The sequence below is a fragment of the Azospirillum oleiclasticum genome (genome assembly GCF_013423485.1).
In the GTDB taxonomy this organism is placed as follows: domain Bacteria; phylum Pseudomonadota; class Alphaproteobacteria; order Azospirillales; family Azospirillaceae; genus Azospirillum; species Azospirillum oleiclasticum.
This window is the reverse complement of sequence record NZ_JABFFR010000054.1, coordinates 1-21852: the sequence shown is the minus strand read 5'-3', so window position 1 is coordinate 21852 and position 21852 is coordinate 1. Positions and strand designations below refer to the sequence as shown.

20 protein-coding genes are annotated in these 21852 nt (G+C 72.7%); 12 read left to right on the top strand and 8 right to left on the bottom strand.

Features of this window, described 5'->3' with window-relative positions:
• Positions 1–5 precede the first annotated feature (5 nt).
• The gene (locus tag HL658_RS33760; protein WP_180286417.1) at positions 6–902 is read right to left on the bottom strand and encodes an S-methyl-5'-thioadenosine phosphorylase; all 897 of its coding nucleotides are present in this window, start codon (positions 900–902) and stop codon (positions 6–8) included.
• A gap of 176 nt (positions 903–1078) precedes the next feature.
• Here HL658_RS33760 and HL658_RS33755 point away from each other — a divergent pair, with 176 nt between their 5' ends.
• On the top strand, positions 1079–2071 hold the full coding sequence (locus tag HL658_RS33755; protein ID WP_180286416.1) for a glycosyltransferase family 2 protein: 993 nt from the start codon (positions 1079–1081) through the stop codon (positions 2069–2071).
• Positions 2072–2083: 12 nt separating this feature from the next.
• On the opposite strand, the gene HL658_RS33750 is transcribed toward HL658_RS33755, so the two are convergent.
• Positions 2084–2986: a glycosyltransferase gene (locus HL658_RS33750; RefSeq protein ID WP_343055415.1), complete on the bottom strand. Its 903-nt coding sequence runs from the start codon at positions 2984–2986 to the stop codon at positions 2084–2086.
• Positions 2983–3720, bottom strand: a complete 738-nt coding sequence (locus tag HL658_RS33745; protein ID WP_180286415.1) for a sugar phosphate nucleotidyltransferase — start codon at positions 3718–3720, stop codon at positions 2983–2985. The genes HL658_RS33750 and HL658_RS33745 overlap by 4 nt, the downstream gene beginning before the upstream one ends.
• A 245-nt stretch (positions 3721–3965) precedes the next feature.
• On the opposite strand from HL658_RS33745, the gene galE reads away from it, so the two are divergent.
• The 5 genes from galE to HL658_RS33720 all read left to right on the top strand — a co-directional run bounded on the left by galE (position 3966) and on the right by HL658_RS33720 (position 8274).
• Positions 3966–4964 (top strand): UDP-glucose 4-epimerase GalE, encoded by a 999-nt coding sequence (galE, locus tag HL658_RS33740; RefSeq protein ID WP_180286414.1) that lies wholly within the window; start codon positions 3966–3968, stop codon positions 4962–4964.
• A 76-nt stretch (positions 4965–5040) separates the two neighbouring features.
• Positions 5041–5301 (top strand): type II toxin-antitoxin system VapB family antitoxin, encoded by a 261-nt coding sequence (locus tag HL658_RS33735; protein WP_180286413.1) that lies wholly within the window; start codon positions 5041–5043, stop codon positions 5299–5301.
• On the top strand, positions 5301–5696 hold the full coding sequence (locus HL658_RS33730; protein ID WP_180286412.1) for a PIN domain-containing protein: 396 nt from the start codon (positions 5301–5303) through the stop codon (positions 5694–5696). The genes HL658_RS33735 and HL658_RS33730 overlap by 1 nt, the downstream gene beginning before the upstream one ends.
• Positions 5697–5854: 158 nt before the next feature.
• Positions 5855–7432: a hypothetical protein gene (locus HL658_RS33725; protein WP_180286411.1), complete on the top strand. Its 1578-nt coding sequence runs from the start codon at positions 5855–5857 to the stop codon at positions 7430–7432.
• Positions 7426–8274: an FkbM family methyltransferase gene (locus HL658_RS33720; protein ID WP_180286410.1), complete on the top strand. Its 849-nt coding sequence runs from the start codon at positions 7426–7428 to the stop codon at positions 8272–8274. The genes HL658_RS33725 and HL658_RS33720 overlap by 7 nt, the downstream gene beginning before the upstream one ends.
• Positions 8275–8281: 7 nt before the next feature.
• On the opposite strand, the gene HL658_RS33715 is transcribed toward HL658_RS33720, so the two are convergent.
• A complete protein-coding gene (locus HL658_RS33715; protein ID WP_180286409.1) occupies positions 8282–9451 on the bottom strand; it encodes a glycosyltransferase family 4 protein in 1170 nt (389 codons plus the stop codon).
• A 170-nt stretch (positions 9452–9621) separates the two neighbouring features.
• Here HL658_RS33715 and HL658_RS33710 point away from each other — a divergent pair, with 170 nt between their 5' ends.
• Genes HL658_RS33710 through HL658_RS33695 form a run of 4 tightly spaced genes read left to right on the top strand, consistent with a single transcriptional unit; the run spans position 9622 to position 14076 of the window.
• On the top strand, positions 9622–10932 hold the full coding sequence (locus HL658_RS33710) for a glycosyltransferase family 4 protein (RefSeq protein WP_180286408.1): 1311 nt from the start codon (positions 9622–9624) through the stop codon (positions 10930–10932).
• Complete coding sequence (locus tag HL658_RS33705; RefSeq protein WP_180286407.1) at positions 10929–12245, top strand: hypothetical protein; 1317 nt, start codon at positions 10929–10931, stop codon at positions 12243–12245. The genes HL658_RS33710 and HL658_RS33705 overlap by 4 nt, the downstream gene beginning before the upstream one ends.
• Complete coding sequence (locus HL658_RS33700; protein WP_180286406.1) at positions 12242–13084, top strand: glycosyltransferase; 843 nt, start codon at positions 12242–12244, stop codon at positions 13082–13084. Before HL658_RS33705 ends, HL658_RS33700 begins: the two co-directional genes overlap by 4 nt.
• Positions 13081–14076: a hypothetical protein gene (locus tag HL658_RS33695; protein ID WP_180286405.1), complete on the top strand. Its 996-nt coding sequence runs from the start codon at positions 13081–13083 to the stop codon at positions 14074–14076. Before HL658_RS33700 ends, HL658_RS33695 begins: the two co-directional genes overlap by 4 nt.
• Positions 14077–14089: 13 nt before the next feature.
• On the opposite strand, the gene HL658_RS33690 is transcribed toward HL658_RS33695, so the two are convergent.
• Positions 14090–15379: a hypothetical protein gene (locus HL658_RS33690; protein ID WP_180286404.1), complete on the bottom strand. Its 1290-nt coding sequence runs from the start codon at positions 15377–15379 to the stop codon at positions 14090–14092.
• A gap of 131 nt (positions 15380–15510) precedes the next feature.
• Here HL658_RS33690 and HL658_RS33685 point away from each other — a divergent pair, with 131 nt between their 5' ends.
• Positions 15511–16719: a glycosyltransferase gene (locus HL658_RS33685; RefSeq protein ID WP_180286403.1), complete on the top strand. Its 1209-nt coding sequence runs from the start codon at positions 15511–15513 to the stop codon at positions 16717–16719.
• Between the two features lie 96 nt (positions 16720–16815).
• Positions 16816–17856 (top strand): radical SAM protein, encoded by a 1041-nt coding sequence (locus HL658_RS33680; RefSeq protein WP_180286402.1) that lies wholly within the window; start codon positions 16816–16818, stop codon positions 17854–17856.
• Positions 17857–17859: 3 nt separating this feature from the next.
• Here the strand turns inward: HL658_RS33680 and HL658_RS33675 are convergent, their stop codons facing one another.
• The 3 genes from HL658_RS33675 to HL658_RS33665 form a co-directional block, all read right to left on the bottom strand.
• Positions 17860–18261 (bottom strand): four-helix bundle copper-binding protein, encoded by a 402-nt coding sequence (locus tag HL658_RS33675; protein WP_180286401.1) that lies wholly within the window; start codon positions 18259–18261, stop codon positions 17860–17862.
• Between the two features lie 40 nt (positions 18262–18301).
• The gene (locus HL658_RS33670) at positions 18302–21313 is read right to left on the bottom strand and encodes a tetratricopeptide repeat protein (RefSeq protein ID WP_180286400.1); all 3012 of its coding nucleotides are present in this window, start codon (positions 21311–21313) and stop codon (positions 18302–18304) included.
• A gap of 11 nt (positions 21314–21324) precedes the next feature.
• Positions 21325–21852: hypothetical protein (locus tag HL658_RS33665; protein ID WP_180287715.1), on the bottom strand; the 528-nt coding region annotated here is incomplete at its 5' end.

Genomic DNA, 21852 nt, shown 5'->3' with positions numbered 1-21852 from the left:
GGGGATCAGCCGCGCGGGCCCAGCACGCGGCCGGCGACCGCGTCCAGCTTCGCCAGCAGCGCCGGGTCGCGCTTCTCCGGCGCCGTGATCAGCGCGTTGTCGAGCGCGGTGTGGCAGCCCTGCCGGCAGCAGGCGTCGCGGTGGCGCAGGCGCGGGGCGAGATCCGTCACCAGGGCGCGGGCCTTGGCGGCGTTCTCCACCAGCACCTTGATGATGGCGTCGACCGTCACATGGTCGTGGTCGGGGTGCCAGCAGTCGTAGTCGGTGACCATGGCGACGGTGGCGTAGCAGAGCTCCGCCTCGCGGGCCAGCTTGGCCTCCGGCATGTTGGTCATGCCGATCACGTCGCAGCCCCAGCTCCGGTAGAGGTTGGACTCGGCGACGGTGGAGAATTGCGGCCCCTCCATAACCAGATAGGTGCCGCCGCGCTGGTGCGGGATGGCGAGCGCTTCCAGCGATTGCCGGATGGCGTCGCCCATGCGTCCGCAGACCGGGTGCCCCAGCGCCACATGCGCCACCATGCCGGTGCCGAAGAAGGACTTCTCCCGCGCGAAGGTGCGGTCGATGAACTGGTCGGCCACCACGAAGGTGCCGGGCGGCAGATGCGCGCGCAGCGACCCCACCGCCGACACCGACAGGATCTCGGTGACGCCCGCGCGCTTCAGCGCGTCGATGTTGGCGCGGAAGTTGATCTCCGACGGCGGGATGCGGTGGCCGCGGCCGTGGCGCGGCAGGAAGACCAGCTTTTGCCCGTCCAGCTCGCCCATCAGCAGCTCGTCCGACGGCTCGCCGAAGGGGCTGTCCACACGGACCCAGCGCCGGTTCACCAGACCGTCGATCTCATAGACGCCGCTGCCGCCGATCACGCCCAGCACCGGGGGGGTTCCGGGTACCACCGTCATATGCTCCTCCGTCCGTCCGACCGTCCCTCTCATGGCACGGCGGCGGCCCGGCGGGCAACCGGATCGCGCGGCGACCAAACGGCCGGTTCCAAAGCCTGGAGTGCCCCGGTATAGTTCGCACCGCAAAACGGCCGGGCCGATCCCGCTCCCGTCCGGCCCCGATCCCTCGAGTCCGCATGCAGGTTCACACCGACCAGACCCCGACGACGGACCCGCTGGCGCGCATCGTCATCGTCAACTACAACTCCGCCGGCTACGTCAACCGCTGCATCGACAGCCTGCTGGTGCAGACCGAGCAGCGCTTCGAGGTGGTGATCGCCGACAACGCCTCGACCGACGTCGACGCCATCCGGCTGCCGGACGACCCGCGCTTCCGCTTGGTCCGCCTCGACCGCAATCTGGGCTTCGCCGCCGCCAACAATTTGGCGGCGGCCGGTGCCACCGCCCCCTGGATCGTCACCCTCAACCCCGACGCCTTCCCGCGGCCGGACTGGCTGGAGATCCTGATGGCCGCCGCCCGCCGCCATCCGGACGCGGCGATGTTCGGCTCCACCCAGCTTTTCGCCGACGACCCCTCGATGGTCGATGGGGAGGGCGACCGCTATTCGATCTTCGGGCTGGCCTGGCGGGTCAATTACGGCCGCCCGGGGGTGGCGCCCTACTACACCGGCGAGGTGTTCTCACCCTGCGCCGCGGCGGCGATGTACCGGCGCGATGTCTTCGAGCGGGTCGGCGGCTTCGACGAGGCCTTCTTCTGCTACTGCGAGGACGTGGATCTGGGCTTCCGCATCCGTCTCGCCGGCGGGTGCGCCTACCAGATCGGCGACGCGGTGGTGCACCATGTCAGCTCCGGCGTGTCCAAGCAGTACGGCGACTTCGCGCTCTACCACGGCATCCGGAACCTGTTCTGGACCATGGTGAAGAACGTCCCCTTTCCGGTCATCCTGCTGACCCTGCCGCTGCATGGGCTGGCGCTCGCCTATCTGCTGGCCTTCCGCTGGCGCGCCCAGCGCGCCCGCACCGCGCGCCGTGCCATCCGTGACGCGATCCTGGGCGTCCGCCACGCGGTGCGCCAGCGCCGCTCCATCCAGCACGGGCGTTGCATTTCCGTGCTGGATCTGATGCGGGCGATGACCTGGAACCCCATCAAGGTGAAGCTCAGGCAGTGAGCAGCGGCGCTCTCACGCCAGCCGCCAGCCGTGCTTGGCGAAGTAGCGCAGGGCCGAGGCGGCGAACAGGCGGATGTGGAGCCAGCCCTTGCGGGCCGCCTTGCCGCCGTAATGCACGATGCGCACCGCCGGCACATAGGCGACGGTGCCCAGAGCCGCCGCCCGCTTGGACAGGTCGAAATCCTCGAAATACAGGAAGAAGCGCTCGTCGAAGCCGCCCAGCGTCTCCAGCGCGTCGCGCCGGAACAGCATGAAGGCGCCGCCGGCATATTCCACCCCGTGCACCGGCTCCTCCCCCGTCAGGTCGCGCATCTCGTAGCGGGCGAGGCGGCCGGCGAAGCGGCGTTTCAGGAAGCCCGGCGCGAAGCCGCGCAGGCCCAGATCCAGCAGGGTGGGGGTGCGCTTGCAGATGAACTCCTGCCCGCCCGCTTCGTTGGACACGCGCGGGCTGAGCAGCACCACGCCCGGATTGGATTTCATGAAATGAAATCCTTCAAGCAAAGCTTGCGGGTCGAGCAGGATGTCGTGGTTGAGCACGAGGTGGAAGGCTCCCCGCCCCTGCCGGATGGCGCGGTTGTGGCCGGCGCCGTAGCCGACGTTGCCGTGCCCGGACAGCAGCGTCACCGGCATGGCCGCGGCGACGCCGGACTCCGCCACGATCCCGCGGAGGCGCGCCTCTTCCCCTTGTTCCTCCCCCCCGGGTTCCTCCCCCCCGGTCTCGGCGTTATCGACCAGCCACAGGGCGGTGTCCCAGCCGGTGGCGGCGCGCAGCACCGCGGCGGCGGCGGTGATGCTCGCCAGCGCCTCGGCCAGCACGCGGCCGTCGGGGTGGTACAGCACCACCGACAGGTCGATGGTGCCGGTCTTCTCCCCGCTGGCCCCCTCCCCGCCGCCGCCCGGATCCGCGGCCGTCACGGCCCGCCCCGGTCGTCGTCGTCCCGGTCGCCGGCATGATCCCCGGCATGATCCTCGGGGGCGCCGATGTCGAGCAGCCGGGCGCGCGAGACGTGGGCGTGCAGCGCGCCGGGGGCGGCCGCCTCCAGCACGTCGCGCTCCAGCGACGCGGCGTCCGACGCCGCCAGCCGGTCGAGGAAGGCGGCGGAGAACAGGTAAATGCCGGCGCCGACCACCCCGTGCCCCGGCCGCCGCCCGTCGAAGCGCCGGATCCGCCCGTCGGGGCCGATCTCCACCCGACCGTAGCGGCCGGTGTCCGGCACCTCCGCGCACAGCACCGAGGCCTGCGCGCCGGACAGCCGGTGCGACGCGACGAAAGCGCGCAGGTCGGCGTCCAGGAAGGTCTCGCCGTTGGCGACCAGCACCGGGTCGCTGCCCAGCTCGCCGCGCACGAAGCGCAGCGCCCCGGCGGTGCCGAGCGGCCTGGGCTCCACCGAGCAGGTGACCTCCAGCCCGCGCCGCGCCCCCCCCTGCGCCAGCCAGGCGGTCACCCGGTCGGCCCTGTGGCCCAGGCACAGCACCACGCGGCGCGCCCCGAACCCCGCGAAATGGTCGAGCAGATGGCCGAGGAAGGCCCGGCCCGCCACCGGGGCCAGCACCTTCGGCGTGTCGCCCGGCACCCCGCGCAGGCGGCTGCCCAGCTCGCCGGCGAGCACGACCACATCGATCCCTTGAAGCGCCTCCTCGGGCCGCACCGATATCCCCCCGCTTCGTCTGCCCCGCCGCAAAGCGCTAGAGAATAATCGTCAAGGCACCCTTAACCAAGCGCTCCGCCCGCCCCGCCCGCTGTTCCCTGCGCAACTTTCGGAGTAGACGCTTTCCCCGTGCCGTCCGCGGCCGAAGAGGGATCATCCCCGCCGCCGCCGGTGTTGTAGGCTGCCGTCTGACCCCGGATCGAAGCGGCGGGTCGAAGCGGTGGGCCGAAGCGGTGAAAGGGACCATGGTGGAACGCGGGCATGTTCTGGTCACCGGTGGCGCCGGCTACATCGGGTCGCACGCCGTGCTGGCGCTGCGGGACGCCGGGATCCCGGCGGTGGTGCTGGACGATCTGTCAACCGGGCGCCGCGCCGCGGTTCCGGCGGACGTGCCCTTCGTGGAGGGCGACGCCGGCGACCCTGCGCTGCTGGCCGAGGTGCTGGAGCGCCACCCCATCGGCACGGTGATGCATTTCGCCGGCTCCATCGTGGTGCCGGAGTCGGTGGAGAAGCCGCTCGCCTACTACGCCAACAACACGCTGGCCAGCCACGCGCTGGTCGAGGCCTGCCTGCGGGCCGGGGTCGGGCGCTTCGTCTTCTCCTCCACCGCCGCCGTCTACGGCATCCCCGGGACGCTGCCGGTGGACGAGGAGGCGCCGACCCGGCCGATCAACCCCTACGGCCGCTCCAAGCTGATGACCGAGTGGATGCTGCGCGACGCGGCGGCGGCGCACGGGCTGAAGGTGGTGGCGCTGCGCTACTTCAACGTCGCCGGCGCCGACCCCGCGGGCCGCGCCGGCCAGTGCTCGCGCGCCGCCACCCACCTGATCAAGGTCGCCTGCGAGGCGGCGGTCGGCCGGCGCCCCGGGCTGCTGGTCTTCGGCGACGACTACCCCACGCGCGACGGCACCTGCGTGCGCGACTACGTGCATGTCAGCGACCTCGCCGACGCCCATGTCGCGGCACTCCGCCACCTGGAGGGCGGCGGCGAGGGCGGCGTCTTCAACGTCGGCTACGGCCACGGCTCCACGGTGCGCGAGGTGGTGGCCGCGGTGGAACGGGCGGCGGGAGCCCCGCTGTCCGTGCGCATCGACGGCCGGCGCGCCGGCGACCCGCCGGAGCTGGTGGCCGGCATCGCCCGCATCACCCGGACCTTCGGCTGGCGCCCGCGCTTCGACGACCTCGACACCATCGTCGCCACCGCGCTGGCCTGGGAACGCCGGCTGCTGGAGACGGTGGGGTAGCGGGGGCTTTCCTGCGGACGGAACATCGCTTACTCTTCTGTATGCAGAAAGGCGATGAACATTCCGCAGGGGCGCCATGTCCATCAACATCAAGAATCGTGAAGCGGAGGCCCTGCTGGAGGAGCTGAAGGCGGCCACCGGCAAGGGCACATCGCAGCTCGTTCTGGAGCTTCTGCGCCGGGAGGCTTCGCGATTGCGCGCGCGCCGGATCCGCAGCGCCGACGAGGCCGAAGCCCGTCTGGCGTTGTTGCACCGTGAGCTTGCCACCCAACCGGTTCTCGATCCGCGGTCGCCCGACGAGATTCTCGGCTACGACGAGAACGGGTTGCCGCGCTGATGGTGGTCGACACCTCCGCCATCATGGCGATCCTGCTCGCCGAACCCGACGCCGTGCATTATGCCCGCGCCATCGGAAAGGCCGATGCTTGTCTTATCTCGGCGGCAACGGCGCTGGAATGCTCGATCGTATCGATCGCCCGTTTCGGCAACGATGCCACCTTGTCCGCCTGGATGGCCGATCACGGTTTCGAGGTGGTGCCGGTCGATGCCGTCCAGGTCGCTCTCGCTCGCGACGCCTTCCTGCGTTTCGGAAAGGGGCGTCATCCGGCCGCTCTCAACTACGGCGACTGCTTTTCCTACGCCCTGGCCAAGGCCCGCCGTGAGCCCCTGCTTTTCAAGGGCAGGGACTTTTCACAGGCCGACCTGCCCTCCGCCTTGGATTCTTTGCAGTGACCCGATGCCGGGGGTGCGGTCCGGTGGTGGCGCGGGTGGCGGTTCCCGCGTCGCTTGCAATGCGGAGTGCGAGCCTTTATCGGATCGGCGGTGTGCCGGCCTGACCGGCCGAGGGCATCCGAACCAGCCTGTCCGACGGGGGGCCGCCCGCAGCGCCGATGACCACCACCCCTCCCGACCCGTCCCCGCCCGCGGGGCTTCTGCGCCGGCTCGCCGCCGGGGCCGGGGCGCAGGGGCTGGCCAGCGCCGTGCTGCTGGCGGGCCAGCTCCTGTCGGTGCCGGTGCTGCTGGGCGCCTGGGGGGCCGACGCCTACGCCGACTGGCTGGTGCTGTCGGCGGCGGCGGGGCTGCTGGCGCTCGCCGATCTCGGGCTGCACGGCCATCTCAGCAACGCGCTGCGGGCGGCTTGGGCGCGCGGCGACGAGGCGGGCGGGCGGCGCATCCTGCAATCCGGGCTGGGGGTGTACGCGGCGCTGACCGGCGGGCTGGCCCTGCTGGTGGGGGTGGCGGCGCTGGCCATGGCGGCGCTGGGCGTGGACGGGCCGGCCCTGCTGGGCGTGGCGGGGTCCGACGGCGCCGGGGCGACGCTGCTGCTGCTGCTGGCGGCCACGCTGCTGCTGCTGCCGCGCGGGCTGGTGGCGACCGTCCATTCCGCGCGCGGCGCGTTCCACCGCGAGGTCGGGGTGCTCACCCTGTCGCTGGCCGGGCTGCAGGGCGCCCCCATGCTGGCGGCGCTGGCCGGGGGCGGGCCGCCGCAGGCCGCCGCCGCGCAGCTCGCCGCCGCCCTGCTGCTGGGCTGGCTGCCGCTGTTGCGGGGCCTGCGCCGGCGCTACCCGGATCTGGAGCTCCGCCCCTTGCCGCCGACGCGGGACGAGCTGCGCCGCATCGCCGCGACGGCACCGCTCTACGCCGTGCAGCAGGGCGGCGTGCTGGTGCTGGTCAACGCCCCGGTGCTGCTGCTGGGCTGGCTGGCGGCGCCGGCCGCCGTGGTGGCCTTCGCCACGCTGCGCACCCTCGTCGGCCTGGTCCGCCAGAGCGTGCAGCAGGTGGCGGTGGTGCTGGGGCTGGAGATGGCGCGGCTGTGCGCCCGCGGCGAGCTTGCGGGGGCCGCCCGGCTGCACGCCGGCAGCGCCGCGGCGCTGGGCTGCGCGACCGGGCTGCTGGCGGGGGCGGTCTGGGTGGCCGGGCCGCCGGTCTTCGCGCTGTGGACGCACGGGACGACTCCCTTCGACCCGCTGGTGGCGGCGCTGCTGCTGGGTGGGCTGCTGCTGCGGGCGCCGGTGCAGGGGGCGGCCGCGACGCTGCGTCTGGTCGACCGGCCGGGGGTGGTGGCCGCGGTGCAAGCGGGGGAGGTGGCGGCCCTGCTGCTGCTTGCCCCGGCGCTGATCCCATGGGCGGGCGCGGCGGGTGCCGCGCTGGCGGCCGCGGTCGCCGAGGGGCTGGTCTCCGGCCCCTGGGTGCTGCGGGCGGCGGGCCGGCTGTTCGGCGCGGCCGTGCTGCGGCCGGCGCTGCGCGCCGGGGCGGCGGCCCTGGCCGGGCTGCTGGCCGCCCTGCTGGCCGGCGCCCTGGTCGGCCTGGTGATTGATCCGGTGGGGCCGGCGGGGCTCGCCGTCTTCGCGGCGCTGTGGGCGGCGGTCGCCGTCCCGCTGCTGGTCGCCGTCCTCGACACCGGGCAGCGGGCATGGCTGCTCGGGCGTTTGCGCCATCACACCACCACAGGACGCCCCGCATGCTGAAGACACGCGTGCTCAAGACCCTGGCCGCCGTCGGCAACGCCGTCCACCAGCGCGCCCGCCTGCTGCTGGAGCTGCGGCGCTGCGCCGGGGACGGGATCGTGGTGCCCGGCTGGCTGGCCCGGCGGGCGCTGCGCCGGCCGACGGCGGCGGAGGATCTGGTGGATTTCCTGCGCTTCCTGCGGCCGGAGCAGCCGCTGTTCCTGGTCGATGCCGGGGCCAACCGGGGCGACTGGGCGGCCGACTTCCTGGCGCTGTTCCCCGACACCACGGTGCTGGCGGTGGAGCCGGTGCCGGCGACCTTCGAGCGGCTGAGCCGCCGCTTCGCCGGCGACCCCCGCGTGCGGCCGGTCAACGCGGCGCTGTCGGATCGTGCCGGCCCGGTGGTGATGCGGGTCGGGGCCGAGGACACGCTGGCCAGCCTGCACGACTACGCCGCCCCCTTCGCCGGCTTCCGCGGCCAGGACGGGGCGGAGGAGGGCGGGCGCGCGGCGGTGACCGTGCCCGCCCTGCGGCTGGACGATCTGCTGTCGGAGGGGCCGTCGCCGGGCTGGACGGATGGCCGTACGGGCGTGCTGAAGGTGGACGTGCAGGGGCACGAGGCGGCGGCCCTGGCCGGTGCGCCCGCCCTGCTGGCGCGCATCGACGTGGCGATCGTCGAACTGTCCTTCGTGGAGGAGTATGCGGGGGTGGAGCCGTCCTTCGGCGCCTGCGCCGGGCTGCTGGCGGCGGCCGGCCTGCACCCGGCGATCTTCCAGGAATACGGGCGCCACATCATGCCGCACGCGGTGGAGCGCGACGTGATCTTCGTCCGCCGCCACCTGCTGGAGCGGATCATCGGATAACGGGCGATCAGGTGGCCCCGCCCGCCTTGCGGGCGATCAGGTGGGCGTACGCGTCCATCAGCCGCTCCGCGTACGCGCCCCATCCGGCGATGGCGCGGGTGCGCGCGACGGCGGCCTCCGACATCGCGTCCAGCAGGTCGCGGTCGGCGTGCAGCCGGCGCAGCCGGTCGGCGATGCCCTCCACGTCGCCGACCGGCAGGATGAAGCCCTCCCGCCCGTCGGTGAACAGGTCGCGCGATCCGGTGTGCTCCGAGGCGATCACCGGGCAGCCGCAGGCCATGGCCATCGCCTGCACCAGGGCCAGCCCCTCCTCGATGGAGGGCAGCACCATCACGCTGGCCCGCGACATCTCGCGCACCAGCCCGGAGAGCGGCAGGTGCCCCAGCAGATCCATGGGCTCGACCGGGAAGCGGCGCAGCAGCTCCCGCCCCACCGGCGGACCGACCCCCACCACCACCAGCCGGGCCCCCGGCAGCCCGGCCATCCGGAAGGCCTGGAGCAGGTGGTGCAGCCCCTTGCGCACACCGGTCTGGCCGACGAACAGCACGCGGAACTCCGGCGCCCGCGGCTCCGACCGCCGGAAGATGCGCAGGTCGACGCCGTAGGGGGCCAGGATCAGCTTCTCCGCCGGCACCCCCTGCTCCAGGAAGCTGTCGCGCACGAAGCCGGAAGGGACGGTGATGGCGTCGGCCAGCGCGTACTCCTCCAGCTCCCGCCCGATGGCGCGGGCGTCGGTGCCGGGCCAACGCAGCCCCAGCCGGTCGTACTCCTCCCGCATCAGCCGGTCCTGCACCAGGATGTGGGCGGAGCCGCGGTCGCACACGTGCGGGATGCCGCGCCGCCGCGCCTCCGCCCCGGTCGCCACCCCGATCCGGCACTGCGCGACCACCAGGTCGCAGTCCGGCAGGTTGCGGGCGACGTGCGCGTCGAGCGTGCGCTGCACCCAGCTGGACCACAGGTCGTCCATGTGCGCGTTGAACCAGGGCCAGCGCATCAGCGCCATGTAGGGCGCCTGCAGCCAGGGGAAGCTGCGGATCATGGCGGGGTCGACGCCGGTGTCGCGCAGCTTGAACAGGGGATAGCCGCTGAACACGGCGGCGAGCGCGCCGCGCGTCTGGAGCTCGCGGGCGAGATCCATGTGGTTGAAGCGCGAGAGGGTCGATACGACGATGCGCAAGGGCGTGTCCCGGCGATGTCACGGGTGGGGAGTCGGGTGCTGCCCGGCCCCTTATAGATGGCGCGAGCGCGCTGCGGCAACGGCAACCCAGGGGGGACGCACGGCGGTTCCTTGCAATCCGCTCCGCCCGCCGCTATGCAGGCGGAACGGCACCCCTTGCGAAACGCCCCATGACACGCTCTCCGCCGCCGTACGCGTCCCAGCCGTACGCCTCTTCCCCGCGCGACGCGGGGCGGCGGTCCGGCGATGCCGGTGCACCGGTTCGGCTGGCGGTGCTGGCCCCGCACCCCGTCCATTACAGCTGCGCCCTGCTGCGCCGGATCGCGCGCGAGCCGGATATCGAGCTGACCGCCTTCTTCGGCTCCGACATCACGGTGCGCCCGCACCATGATTCCGGCTTCGCCGCCCGCATCGAATGGGACGTGCCGCTGCTCGACGGCTTCCGGCACGAGCTGCTGCCGGCCTGGGGGCGCTCGCGGGAGACGTCCTTCTGGTGGCCCTTCGTCCACGGGGTCGGCCGGCGGCTGGCGGAGGGGCGGTTCGACTGGCTGCTGGTGCACGGCTACAACCGGCCGGCCCACTGGCTGGCCATGGCGCAGGCCCGCCGGCGGGGGATCGGGGTGATGATCCGCGACGAGGCCAACGCCATCAGCCGGCCGCGGGGGTTGTTCAAGCGCGCGGTCAAGCCGCTCTACTTCGCCCTGCTCGACCGCGCGGCCGACCGCTTCCTCAGCGTCGGCACGCTGAACGCCGCCTATTACCGCGAGCTCGGCATTTCCGACGCCAAGATCGTGCCGGTCCCCTGGGCGGTCGACAACGCCTTCTTCCAGGCCGGGGATGAGGACGTCCGCGACGGCGACGTCCGCGACGGGGCCAAGCCGGCGGAGCTGCGGCGGCAACTCGGCATCCCGACGGACAGCCCGGTGATCCTCTACGCCTCGCGGCTGCAGCGGCGCAAGCTCCCCGACCTGGTGCTGGATGCCTTCCGGAGCCTGTCCCCGGCGGCGGCGGCGCGCGACCCGCATCTGGTCTTCGTGGGCGAGGGCGAGATGGCCGCCCCCCTGCGCGCCGCCGCCGCCGGGCTCGGCGGCGTCCATTTCGCCGGCTTCCAGGGCCAGCGGGCGATGCGGCGATTCTACGATCTGTGCGACGTGTTCGTGCTGCCGTCGGTGCACGAGCCCTGGGGGCTGGTGGTGAACGAGGCGATGAACCTGGGCCGGCCGGTGGTGGTGAGCGATCAGGTGGGCAGCGGGTACGATCTGGTCCGCGATGGCGAGAACGGCTTCGTGGTCCCCGCCGGGGATGTGGGCGCGCTGGCCGCGGCCCTGTCGGCGATCCTGGCCGATCCCGAACGTGCCCGGCGCATGGGACGGCGCAGCCGCGAGATCATCGACGGCTGGGACTGCGAGGCGGATGTGCGCGGCCTGCGCCGGGCGCTGGGGTTGCCGCCGGCCGCACCCGCCGGGGGGGCGCTGGCATGACGGCCGTCTCCTCCCCGCCGGGTCCGGCCGCCGCCGACCGGTTCGGTTCGGGCCTGCTGGCCTGCGTCGTGGCCGGCCTGCCCATCGGGCTGGATGTCGAGCTGATCGGGCGCGTCACCGGCACCGAGCTGGTGGTGCTGGTGCTGCTGCCGGTGCTGCTGCTGCACGGGCGTGTGCCGGCGCTCGCCGGGCCGATGCGGACGCTGATCGTGCTGGCGCTGGTCTGGCTGGTCGCCCAGTTCGTCAGCGACATCGCCAACGAGACCACGGCGGACAACATGCTGCGCGGGGCCGCCCGCGCGCTCGTCACCGCCTTCCTGCTGCTGGGTTTCTTCGCCTTGGCCGGGGACCGGCCACGCAACCTGCACGCCATCTATCTGGCCTTCGCCGTGGGGTTGCTGATCGGCGCCCGTGTCAACCCGTCCGACTATTTCGAAGCCGACAGCTGGAAGTTCGGCTATGGCAGCGGCACCACCATGCTGATCGTCGCCGTTGCCGGTCTGGCCTGGGCCTGGGGAATGCGCTCCGTCGCCATCGGGATCTGCGTGCTGGCCGGCATCCTGAACCTGTTCATGGGTTTCCGCAGCATGGCGGGCATGGCGGTGATGACCGGGCTGCTGCTCGGCCTGTCGACGCTGCTCGGCGAGCGCAGCCGCGGCACCTCGACGCTCCAGGTGGTGGTGATCTTCACGGTGCTGGCGGCGGGCGGTGCCGGGATGATCGAGCTCTACGCCGAGGCGGCGCAGAGCGGCCTGCTCGGCCTGGAGGAGCAGGAGAAGTATTTCCAGCAGGTGGACGAGCGCGGGGTGCTGCTGTCCGGCCGGGCCGAGTTCCCGGTGGCGCTGGAGGCGGTGATGGAGCGCCCCCTGCTCGGTCACGGCTCCTGGGCCGCCAACGAGCATTACGCCATCCGCATCTGGGAGATGTCCGGCTTTCATCTGGACGACATCCCGTTCGAGGCCAGCGACCTGATCCCCTCGCACTCGCACCTGATGGGTGCCTGGGTGGAGGCCGGCGTCTTCGGGGCGCTGTTCTGGTTCTACGTCCTGCTGCTGCTGGCGCGGGCCTTCGTCGCCATGGTGCGCAACGGTGCGGTTGCCGACCCGGTGCTGGTGTTCACCCTGATGAACCTGCTGTGGGCGGTCTTCTTCTCCCCCTACGGCCTGAGCAACCGGGTGTTCGGCTGCTTCGCCATCGTCGTCGCGGTGACGGTGCTGCGGCTTGACGCCCGCACCCGCGCCGACCTTGTCCCCCGCCGGCCGCCCCCCCATTCCCCGATCGCGCACCGGGAGCGGCCGGGGGCGCTGCCGTGAGGATCAGCATCGTCACCCTCAGCTTCGACCAGGGGGAGTTCCTGGAGCGGGCCATGCGCTCCGTGCTCGACCAGGACCATCCCGACCTGGAGTACATCGTCGTCGATCCCGGCTCCACCGACGGCAGCCGCGCCATCATCGAGCGCCACCGCCACCGGCTGGCGCGGGTGATCCTGGACCCCGACGACGGCCCGGCCGACGGGCTGAACCGCGGGCTGGCCGCCGCCACCGGCACGCTGTTCGGCTACATCAACGCCGACGACCGGCTGCTGCCGGGGGCGCTGGCCCGCGTCGCCGCCGCCTTCGCCCGCGATCCCCTGGCCGACGTCGCCTGCGGGCACGGCTACATCGAGGATCTGCGGTGCGGGCACCGCTACCGGGTGAACGTCAGCCGGCCGCCGGTGCGGCCCTGGGCGCTCGCCTTCGGCGGTGTGGCCACCCTGCAGCAGGGCACCTTCTTCCGCACCGCCGCGGTGCGCGCGGCCGGCGGCTTCAACCCGGCCAACCGCACCTGCTGGGATGGCGAGCTGCTGGCCGGGCTGGCGCTGGCCGGGGCGCGCTTCACCCGCATCGACGCGCCGCTGGCGGTCTTCACCCTGCACGGCCGCTCCATCTCCGGCACCGGCCGGCTGGAGGCGCAGTACCGGCAGGACGAGGCCCGCCTGTTCGCCCGGCTGATGGGCCGCGGGCCCGCCCCCGGCGACGGGCTGCGGCGGCTGGCGGCGCGGGCCCTGAAATGGGGCTGCAACCCGGACGCCGCCGTCTGGCGGCTGCGCCGTCTGCTCCAGCCCGTCCAGCCGCTGCCCGGCGGGGGCGATGGCTGGGGGGACGGTGGATGAGCGGGGACGGGCCGCGCGCGCTGTTGGGGAACGGGCTGCGCAACCGGCTGCGCCGGCTCGCCAACGTCCTGGACCCCGGGCGGCGGCTGCGCCGCCTGCCGCAGCGGCTGCGGGCGCGGCGCTTCCGCGCCGCCCACCGCGTGCTGACGGCGGCCGAGGCCGGCGCCCTCATCGCCCGGCGGATCGGGGACGGCACCCCGTCCGCCGTCGGCAAGATCGGCAATTCGGAGCTGCGGCTGCTGGTCCGCTGGTGGCGCGCGGCGCGGCGGGGGCGGGAACCGCGCTTTCCCGGCTGGCTGCGCGAGGAGGCGATGGTCGGCCCCGGCCTGTTCCCCGCCGACAACGCCACCCTGGCGCGGGCCGCCGCCCTGTGGGTGGAGCGGCTGCGGGCGGTCGATCTGCTGGCGGTCTGGCACAACCGGGGCGAGGCGGACATCCTGCGCGCCCACGGCCCGGCCGCCGTCTTCACCGAGTTCGCGGCGCTGGAGCCCTACCGGCTGGCCTGGCCCTGGACGCGGGCGCTGGCCGGACGGCGGGTGGCGGTGGTCACCCCCTTCCCGCGCACGGTGCTGGCCCAGTACGCCCGCCGTCATGAGATTTGGGGCCGGGAGATCTGGGGCGGGGCCGGCGTCCTGCCGGACTTCGACCTGCGGGTGGTGGAGGTCCCCTTCGGCCCGGCGCTGGTGCCGCCCGCCGAGCCCGACTGGTTCGCCCGTCTCGCGATGCTGGAGGAGCGGCTGGAGCGGGAGCCCTTCGACGTGGCGCTGATCGGCGCCGGGGCGTTGTCGATTCCGCTGTGCGCGCACGCCAAGGCGCTGGGGCGCATCGGCATCCACACCGGCGGGGCGACCCAGGTGCTGTTCGGCATCCGCGGCCGCCGCTTCGAGGCGGAGGCGCACATCGCCCCCCTGATGAACGCCCACTGGGTCCGCCCGCTGCCGGAGGAGACGCCGGAGCGCTGCGCCCTGGTGGAGAACGCCGCCTACTGGTGACGCCGGTCCGCCGCTACGACAGATACAGCTTCGCCGCATCGGCCGCGATGTAGGCGGCGGAGAACAGCAGCAGGGGCAGGTAGCCGATGGCCGGCGCCCGCCCCCGATCTGGCCCCGACTCCGGGCTTGGCAAGCGGCCGAAGAACAGGGCGAGCGTCAGCAGGGCCACCGGTTCGGGGTAGCGCTGGTAGGCCGGCGAGACGAAGACCAGCCCGCCCAGGCAGCAGAGGAGTGCTGCGATCTCCAGCGGCATCCCGCCCATCCGCCGGCACGTCTCCAGCACATAGGCGGCCAGCAGCGCCCCGGCCAGCACCAGCGGCAGCAGCGGCAGCGAGCGGTCCAGGAGGCTGGGGCTGTAACGTGCGATGGACCAGACCACCGATCCCCAGCGCCCCGCCGCCGGATCGAAGGAGGAGGGCACCGCCAGCCAGACCACCGCACCGGCGGCCAGCGCGGCGATGACCAGCCGCCGTGTCTGCGCCCCGCCGAGGAAGCGGCGCAGGTCGGCCGCGCGCACCGGCCCGAAGATGAAGGCCATGACACCCAGATAGGCCAGCGCATGCAGCCCGGCGGCGGGGAACAGCCCGGCGGCGTTCATGTCCGGCGTGATCCCCGGCGGGACCAGACCGCCCCAGGCCACGGCATGGACCGCCAGCAGGGCGAGCGCTGGCAGCAGCTCGGCGGCGGTCTCCCTAGGGCTGAAGCGGCGCCCGTCGCGGGTGAAGGCGCGGGCCAGGGTGGGGGCGAACAGGGTCGGCGCCAGCAGGTGCCGGGTGCCGACCATCGCCAGACCCGCCGCCCCCCGCCCCGCCAGACCGCGTCCCGCCAGCCCGCTGCGGACGGCCAGCAGGAACAGCGCCAGCATCAGCAGCCCGGCCACGTCGGTTCCGAAATAGGCGGTCGATTGCACGGTGAACCAGGACACCGTCAGGGGCAGCAGCAGCAGCGGCCGCAGCGGGTCCTCCGTCCGGCCGAGCAGCCGGACGGCGCAAAGGATGAGCAGCAGGCCCAGCCCCCCGTTCAGCAGCCGCAGCCCGGTCATGCCGTGCTCGATCGTGCCGATGCCCATCGCCCGCGCCGCCGCCGCGAAGGCCATGTGGTAGAGGGGAATCGAGGCGACGTACGCCTTGTGGTCCAGCGGCGCGAAGGGGTCCGCGACGAACAGATTCATCTGCGGCACATGGACCTGCACGGAATCGGCGGCGACCCCGGTGTCGAGCCGGATGTCCAGCAGGATCGCGGGCAGGGCCAGGGCGGTCAGCAGGCCGCAGAGAAGGACCGCCGGAAGGTGTTTGCGGATCATGCCCGATGGCCCCGTCGCCGAACCCGGAATGTTGCCGCCGTTGCCGGCCCATGGCGGAATGGTTGCAAATTCCGGGGCGTGAAACTACTTATCCAGGCCCTTCCCCGCAACACTTCGCAACATCGCGGTGCATGATGCCCGACGGTCAGCAGGAACCGCGCGTCTGCCTCGTCGCCACCCACACGGCCCCGGCGCTCGGCTGGGGCGGCATCGCCGAGAACACGGCGCGGCTGGCGCGCGCCTGGGCGGCGGCCGGGCGCCCCTTCGCGCTGTGCGTCAGCGACGGGTCGGAGGGGCCGTCCCTCACCGCCGCGGCCGTGGCGCGCCATCTGGGGCTGCCGTCAGGCGGGGGGCCGGGTGGGGAAGCGGAGGTGCCGATCCATCTCTACCGCGCCTGGGGCTGGAAGCGCTGGGGCTTCGGGCCGGGGGCGCTGCCGGCGCTCTACCGCGCCTGCCGCGACGCCGAGCGGGTGTACGTCAACGGCGTCGCCACCTGGCCCACCAGCCTGGCGGTGCTGGTCTGCCGGTGGCTGGGGCGCCCTTATGCGGTGGCGGTGCATGGCGGGCTGATGCCCGGCCATGTCGACCACATCCGCCGGCGCAAGCCGTTGAAATGGCTGTTCTACCGGCTGATCACCCTGCCCGGCCTGCGGGCCGCCCGCGCGGTGCACGCCACCGCCGCGGTGGAGGCGGACGGGGTGCGCGCGCTGCTGCCCGGCGCGCGGGTGGTCGACATCCCCAACGCGCTCGACCCGGCGGACTGGCCGCCGCTGCCGCCGCGCACGCCCGACGGCGGGCGGGTGCTCTGCTACATCGGCCGGCTGTCGCCGGAAAAGGGCATCCTGCCCTTCCTGCGGCTGTGGCTGGAGGAGCGGGGGCCGCGCGACCGGCTGATCGTCGCCGGCTCCGGCGGCGGGGAATACGGCGCCGCGGTGGAGCGGCTGGCCGCGGACGCCGATGGTGCCGTGGAGCTTTGCGGCTATGTCGACCACGCCGGTCTGCTGGACGCGCTGGCGCGCAGCGACCTGGTGGTGCTGCCCTCGGGGCTGGGCGAGGGCGGGGTGCGGGAGAATTTCGGCTATGCGGTGATCGAGGGCATGGCCACCGGGCGGCCGGCGCTGGTCAACCGCGGCATGGCCTGGGACGGGCTGGAGGCCGAGGGCGCCGGCCTGCTCTTCGACCCCGACCCGCAGAGCGCCCGCGCCGCCATACGCCGCGCCCTGGCTCTGGCCCCGGACGAGCTGGCGGCCATGGCCGCCGCCGCCCGCCGCGTGGTCGAGCGCGACTACCGGCTGGAGGTGGTGGCGGAGCGCGTGTGGCGGATGGTGACGGAGCGATGACCGACCCTCGAAGGACCGGCCCGCGAAAGACCGGTGGTTGTGCCGCCCCCGCCGCTTGCCTAGACTGCCGCCGCCGCCGCACGGGATGACCTAAGGATGCTTAAGGTCGACAGCGCCACCCTTCTCGCCCTGAACGCGCTGGTGCGCAGCAACCGGCTCAAGTTCCTGGGCGTGCTGGCGGCCGATCTGGCGGGGCTGCGCTACAGCGTGGTGCGGCTGGACCCGGCGGTCGCCTGCAACCTGCGCTGCGCCATGTGCTACTACAGCGACCCGGACTGGTACGCCGGCAACGCCGGCCCGCGCTTCACCCCCGACCAGATCCGCGCCGTCGCCGACGCCTTCTTCGGGGAAGCGCTCCAGCTCTACATCGGCTGCGGGTCGGAGCCGACCATGTGGAAGGATTACCCGGCCATCGTGGAGATGGCGAAGGCGCGCGGCGTGCCCTTCGTGTCGCTGGTCACCAACGCCCAACTCCTGCGCCGGCCGGAGCTGGAGCGGCTGGTGGCGTACGGGCTCGACGAGATCACCGTCTCCGTCCACGGCACCGACGCCGCCACCTACGAGCGGCTGATGACGGGTGCCCGCTGGCAGCGGCTGCACGACAACCTCGCCCTGCTGGAGACGGTGCGGCGGGAGGCCGGAGGGGCCAAGGGAGATGCCGCGGGGCCGGCGCTGCGGCTGAACTTCACCGCCAACAACGACAATGTCGCCCAGATCCCGGAGATCCTGACGGCCTTCGCCGCCTACCGCCCGCGCACCATCCAGATCCGCCCGATCATCACCGATCTCGGCAACACCGCCTACACCGACAAGGATCTGGCCCGCTCCCTGCCGGCCTACGAGGCGGGGGTGGCCGGTCTCCGCCGGCAGTGCGCGGAGGCCGGCGTGCGGCTGCTCGCCAACACCGCCGACCCGCTGGCCCGCGGCGCCAACCGCCGGGCGGTCGTCTACGAGCACGCGGTGCTGCGCTACATCAGCCCGCAGCGCGTGTGGAAGGAGGGCTACGACCCCGCCGCCCTGCCCTACCCCGCCTTCAAGCGCCGGACCGGCTTCCGCCGCTCCCTGCTGGGCTGGGCGCTCCGCGGCACCGCCGAACTGGAAAAGAGCAGCCACCTGTCGGCGTCGGAGGTGTTCTGAGCCTCACGCCAAGCTGTCCAGCGCCTCCCGGCAGGCCGTCTCGCAGCGGCGGCAGGACTCGGCGCAGATCCGGCAATGCTCATGCATGGCGGCGTGGCGTTCGCATTCCTCCGCGCAGATCCGGCAGGCCTCGGTGCAGGCCTGGACGGTCAAGCGGATCACCGCCTCGTTCGACCCGGTGCGGCGGGTGGCGATGGAACCGGTCGCCGTGCAGAGGTCCGCGCAGTCGAGGTTGAGGCGGATGCATTGGCGGAGTTCGGCGACCATGTCCTCGGCCAGACAGGCGTCGGCGCAGGCCGTGCAGGCCTGGGCGCAGGAATAGCAGTCCTCGATGCAGCGGATCAGGGCGTCGTTGACGCTCCCTTTCACGTCGGGGTGGGTGGCGATCATGGCGCGCGCCATCATGGGAGGGCCTCGTCGCGGCTGTTGAGGGGGGTATCCCCTGTCAACGGGCCGGCGGCGGGGATGTCACGGGGGCGGGCGGCTCCATGATCCGCCGGTACAGGAGCTCCGCCGCCGCCCGCGCCTCCGGCTCGACGGTGGCGAGCCCGTCGGGCGAGCCGGCCACCGCCGCCTCCAGCGCCAGCACCAGCGGCAGCGCCCGCTTGTCGATCCCCAGCTCGCGCAGGATCCCCAGCAGCCTCTCCCCATGCCCGAGCCGCACCGCCTGCCCCGCCACACGCCGGGCCAGCGCAATGCTGCTCCACAGCTCCGCCCCGAGCTGCGGATCGTCCAGCCAGCGTTGCAGATGCTCGCGCACGATGCCCCAGTTCTCGGCGGCTATGGCTTGGGAGACGGGGGCGGCGAGTTGTGGGTAATGCAGGGCATTCCATGCCTCTCGAAATTCGGCGGTATCGGGATCCAGGGTGAAGGCCCGGCGGTATACGGTCAGGGCTTCAAGGGGATTGAGCCAAAGCAGAGGAATGCCCAGACCGGCCCACGACCTTCCTGTTGATGGATCGAGACAGACGGCTTTTTGAAAGGCGGCCGTGGCCTCGTTGAAGCGCGCATGGTCTGCCACCAGAAGGGTTCCGAGCCGTGTCCAGGACCAGGCATCGGACGGGTCGAGGGCGAGCACTCTTCGGAAAGCGGCTTCGGCTTCATCGGAACGTCCTGGGCGGTCCAACAATGTTCCTAGATCACGCCAAACCAAGATCATGGATGGGTCGAGTATGATGGCCGTACGGAACGCCGATTCGGCTTCAGCGATCCGGCCATGATGGTCTGCAAGCACCTCGCCCAAGAAAAACCAAAGCTCGGCAATCGATGGATAGAGGCGGGTTGTCTTGTGGAAAGCGGCCTCGGCCTCGTCGAAACGGGCGAGGTGATTGGTCAGCAGCCTCCCTCTGTTGAACCAGGAACTACCATCCGACGGATCGAGAACGATGGCTTTGCGGAAAGCGATTTCGGCTTCGCTGAAGCGTTTGAAATGTTCGGTGAGCAAGACGCCCTGCTCGCGCCATGCGCGGCAGGAGTCTCCCCGTCGAAGCGCTTCCCCCACCGCTTCGGTTGCCGCCTCAAGGAAACCGCCGTCGCGGAAAGTTTTAGCAACCTTGGCCCACTCGTCGGACGTCGCTCCCGCCAGCCGCTCCCGCCCGAACGTCAGCCAACCCCGCGCCTCCCCCTCCAAAGGCACGGCAATCCGTCCGGCGCCCAGCAGCGTCCAGGCAAGGTGGCGATACAGCGCCGCACGGCCGGGGTCGAGCCGCACCTCCGCCTCCACCTCCTCGACCGTCAGGCTTGGCAGCCGCCACAATCCCCCGGCGCGCAGGTCGTACAGTCGCCCGATCTCCGCCCCGGTCAGCCCGATCCGCTCCAGTTCCGCCCGCTCCGCCGCCAGGATCGGCCGCAGGCGGTCGCGTTCGGCGGCGGCGGTCGCGGGGTTGCACAGGCGGTCGGCGCTGGCGCAGCGCTCCTCCCTGCTCAGGGTGAGGGAACCCAGGATCTGGTCGGGGTCCAGCCCGCCGAGGTTCTTGCGGTGGCCGTCCAGCGCGGCGCGGCAATGGGCCAGGGCTTCCAGGTCAACGTCGAAGTCGCCGGGGCCGCAGGGTGGTGCTTCGTCCGATCCGCCCAGCAGGGCGCGGGCGGCGCGGGCCTTCAGCGCGCGGGCGATGGCGCTGCCGTCGCCCTGCCATTCGGCGAGCGCGAAGTCGCGCAGGGCGTCGGTGCGCAGCCGTTCCGCCAGGGCGCCGCCGGGGGCCAGCAGCCCGTCCAGCTCCTCCCGGTCGTAGAGCGCCTCCAGGAACTCGGTCAGATAGGCCACCCGCTGGCGCAGGCGGCGGGAGCTGCGCATCTGCAGCCAGATGCGGAAGAGCTGTTCGGCGATGATGTAGAGCGTCTTCTTCCCCGGCTTCTTCTCCACCACCCCGTCGTTGGCGAGAAGCTCGAGCTGGGCGGAGACGGTGCGGGTCTCCAGCCCGGCTTGGCGGGCGATGTCGGCCGCCGGCATCCAGCGGCGGAGCTGGGCCATGGCGTGCACGATCACCTGCGCCTGCTCCGACAGCGCCTCCATCAGCGCCTTGTAGTAGGGGGTGGTGAGGTCCATCAGCCGCTCGAAATCCTCCACGGCGCGGCCGGTGGTGCCCTGGCGCAGCAGGTCGAACAGCAGGCCCAGCGCGCGGGGGTTGCCGCCGGTCATCTCGTGGAGCGCCTGGATGCGCCCGCGCCGCGCCCGCAGCCGCGCTTCCCAATCCGGCGTGCCGTGGGCGTGGGCGAGGCGGGCCAGGATCGCCTCCACCTCCTCCAGCGACAGGCTGGACAGGCGCCGGACCGCGAAGAAGTCGTAGAAGGCTTTGTCGTAGCCGGCGAAGGGGCCGTCCAGCCGCACCGCGCCGCCGATCACCACCGGCGACACGGCCGTCGACAGCGCCTCGCGCAGCGCCCAATAGGCGGGGGACAGCGGGTCCTTGCGGGTGCGGCCGCGGGTGTCGATGCGCTGCATGACCATGTCGATGTTGTCGACCAGCAGCACCGGCCGCCGCTCCAGCCGCGCGCAGGTCTCCAGCAGCAGCCGCAGCCCCGCCGCGTCCTGCGGATCGCTGCGCGGTCCCATGGGGCGGGTGCGGTCGATGGCGTCGCCCAGCGCGTCGGCCTCGGCCTGCCGGCCCTGCCGCTCCAGCTCGTCGCACAGGGCGTCGCAGGCCGCCCACCAGAAATCGGCGAGATTCTTGAGCTGGTACAGCTCCTCCTGGAAGGACAGGGCGATCAGGTGGCCGGACAGGTCGGCGTCGTTCCGGATCGCCACCGCCAGCCGTTTCAGCATGGTGGTCTTGCCGGCCCCGCGCGGCCCCACCAGCAGCACATGCTGGGCGGTGCTGTGCAGCGGTGTCCGCGCCAGCTCCCCGCGCAGGAAGGCGTAGAGGTCGAGCCGGGCGACGAAGCCCGCCACCAGCCGGTCGTCACCGACCCAGTCGGGGTTGTAGAAGAGCGGGGCGGCGGACGGGGCGGGCTGCGTCATGGCCGGGGTCCTCACAGGCTGCCGTTGCGCTCCCACCAGCGGCGCAGCGGCTCGAGCAGAAAGCGGTAGCGGCGTGGGCCGGTGGCATCGTCGGCGCACCAATAGGCGTCGCGGATCAGGATGTCACGCAGGCGGGTGAAGGCCCGCCTCTGCTGGTCCTCGGTGAGGGCGGGCCGGAGCCGCTGGGTTTCCGCGAACAGCGCGGTGGCGGTGGCGCCGCTCCGCTCGCGGCAGGCGAGATTTAGAAGAGCAACGGCGAGTGCCGCGTCGTCCGGAGCGAGCTGGAGGTGGAGCCGTTCTTCCCAATGGTGGAGGTCGTTGTCTGCGCCCGGCCGGATCAGGGCATCGACGGCCGTGTCGATGAGCCCGCCGACCGGTTGGCCGTCCCGGTGCAGGCTCCGGATGTTCTGGAAGGCGAGCTGGAGGTAATAGGGCTGCGGCCAGCCGATCGCCGCCACCAAGCGCTGGCCGTCCTCCGGCGTGAAGGGCAACTGGTAGGAACGCGCCAGCGCGTCGAGGAACGCAAGGGCCTCGGGCTC

What these genes read in the sequence shown, in the direction of transcription:
- HL658_RS33760 (WP_180286417.1), bottom strand. Translation starts at nt 902, where the DNA reads ATGACGGTGGTACCCGGAACCCCCCCGGTGCTGGGCGTGATCGGCGGC.
- HL658_RS33755 (WP_180286416.1), top strand. Translation starts at nt 1,079, where the DNA reads ATGCAGGTTCACACCGACCAGACCCCGACGACGGACCCGCTGGCGCGC.
- galE (WP_180286414.1), top strand. Translation starts at nt 3,966, where the DNA reads ATGGTGGAACGCGGGCATGTTCTGGTCACCGGTGGCGCCGGCTACATC.
- HL658_RS33735 (WP_180286413.1), top strand. Translation starts at nt 5,041, where the DNA reads ATGTCCATCAACATCAAGAATCGTGAAGCGGAGGCCCTGCTGGAGGAG.
- HL658_RS33730 (WP_180286412.1), top strand. Translation starts at nt 5,301, where the DNA reads ATGGTGGTCGACACCTCCGCCATCATGGCGATCCTGCTCGCCGAACCC.
- HL658_RS33725 (WP_180286411.1), top strand. Translation starts at nt 5,855, where the DNA reads ATGACCACCACCCCTCCCGACCCGTCCCCGCCCGCGGGGCTTCTGCGC.
- HL658_RS33720 (WP_180286410.1), top strand. Translation starts at nt 7,426, where the DNA reads ATGCTGAAGACACGCGTGCTCAAGACCCTGGCCGCCGTCGGCAACGCC.
- HL658_RS33710 (WP_180286408.1), top strand. Translation starts at nt 9,622, where the DNA reads ATGACACGCTCTCCGCCGCCGTACGCGTCCCAGCCGTACGCCTCTTCC.
- HL658_RS33705 (WP_180286407.1), top strand. Translation starts at nt 10,929, where the DNA reads ATGACGGCCGTCTCCTCCCCGCCGGGTCCGGCCGCCGCCGACCGGTTC.
- HL658_RS33695 (WP_180286405.1), top strand. Translation starts at nt 13,081, where the DNA reads ATGAGCGGGGACGGGCCGCGCGCGCTGTTGGGGAACGGGCTGCGCAAC.
- HL658_RS33690 (WP_180286404.1), bottom strand. Translation starts at nt 15,379, where the DNA reads ATGATCCGCAAACACCTTCCGGCGGTCCTTCTCTGCGGCCTGCTGACC.
- HL658_RS33685 (WP_180286403.1), top strand. Translation starts at nt 15,511, where the DNA reads ATGATGCCCGACGGTCAGCAGGAACCGCGCGTCTGCCTCGTCGCCACC.
- HL658_RS33680 (WP_180286402.1), top strand. Translation starts at nt 16,816, where the DNA reads ATGCTTAAGGTCGACAGCGCCACCCTTCTCGCCCTGAACGCGCTGGTG.
- HL658_RS33675 (WP_180286401.1), bottom strand. Translation starts at nt 18,261, where the DNA reads ATGATGGCGCGCGCCATGATCGCCACCCACCCCGACGTGAAAGGGAGC.
- HL658_RS33670 (WP_180286400.1), bottom strand. Translation starts at nt 21,313, where the DNA reads ATGACGCAGCCCGCCCCGTCCGCCGCCCCGCTCTTCTACAACCCCGAC.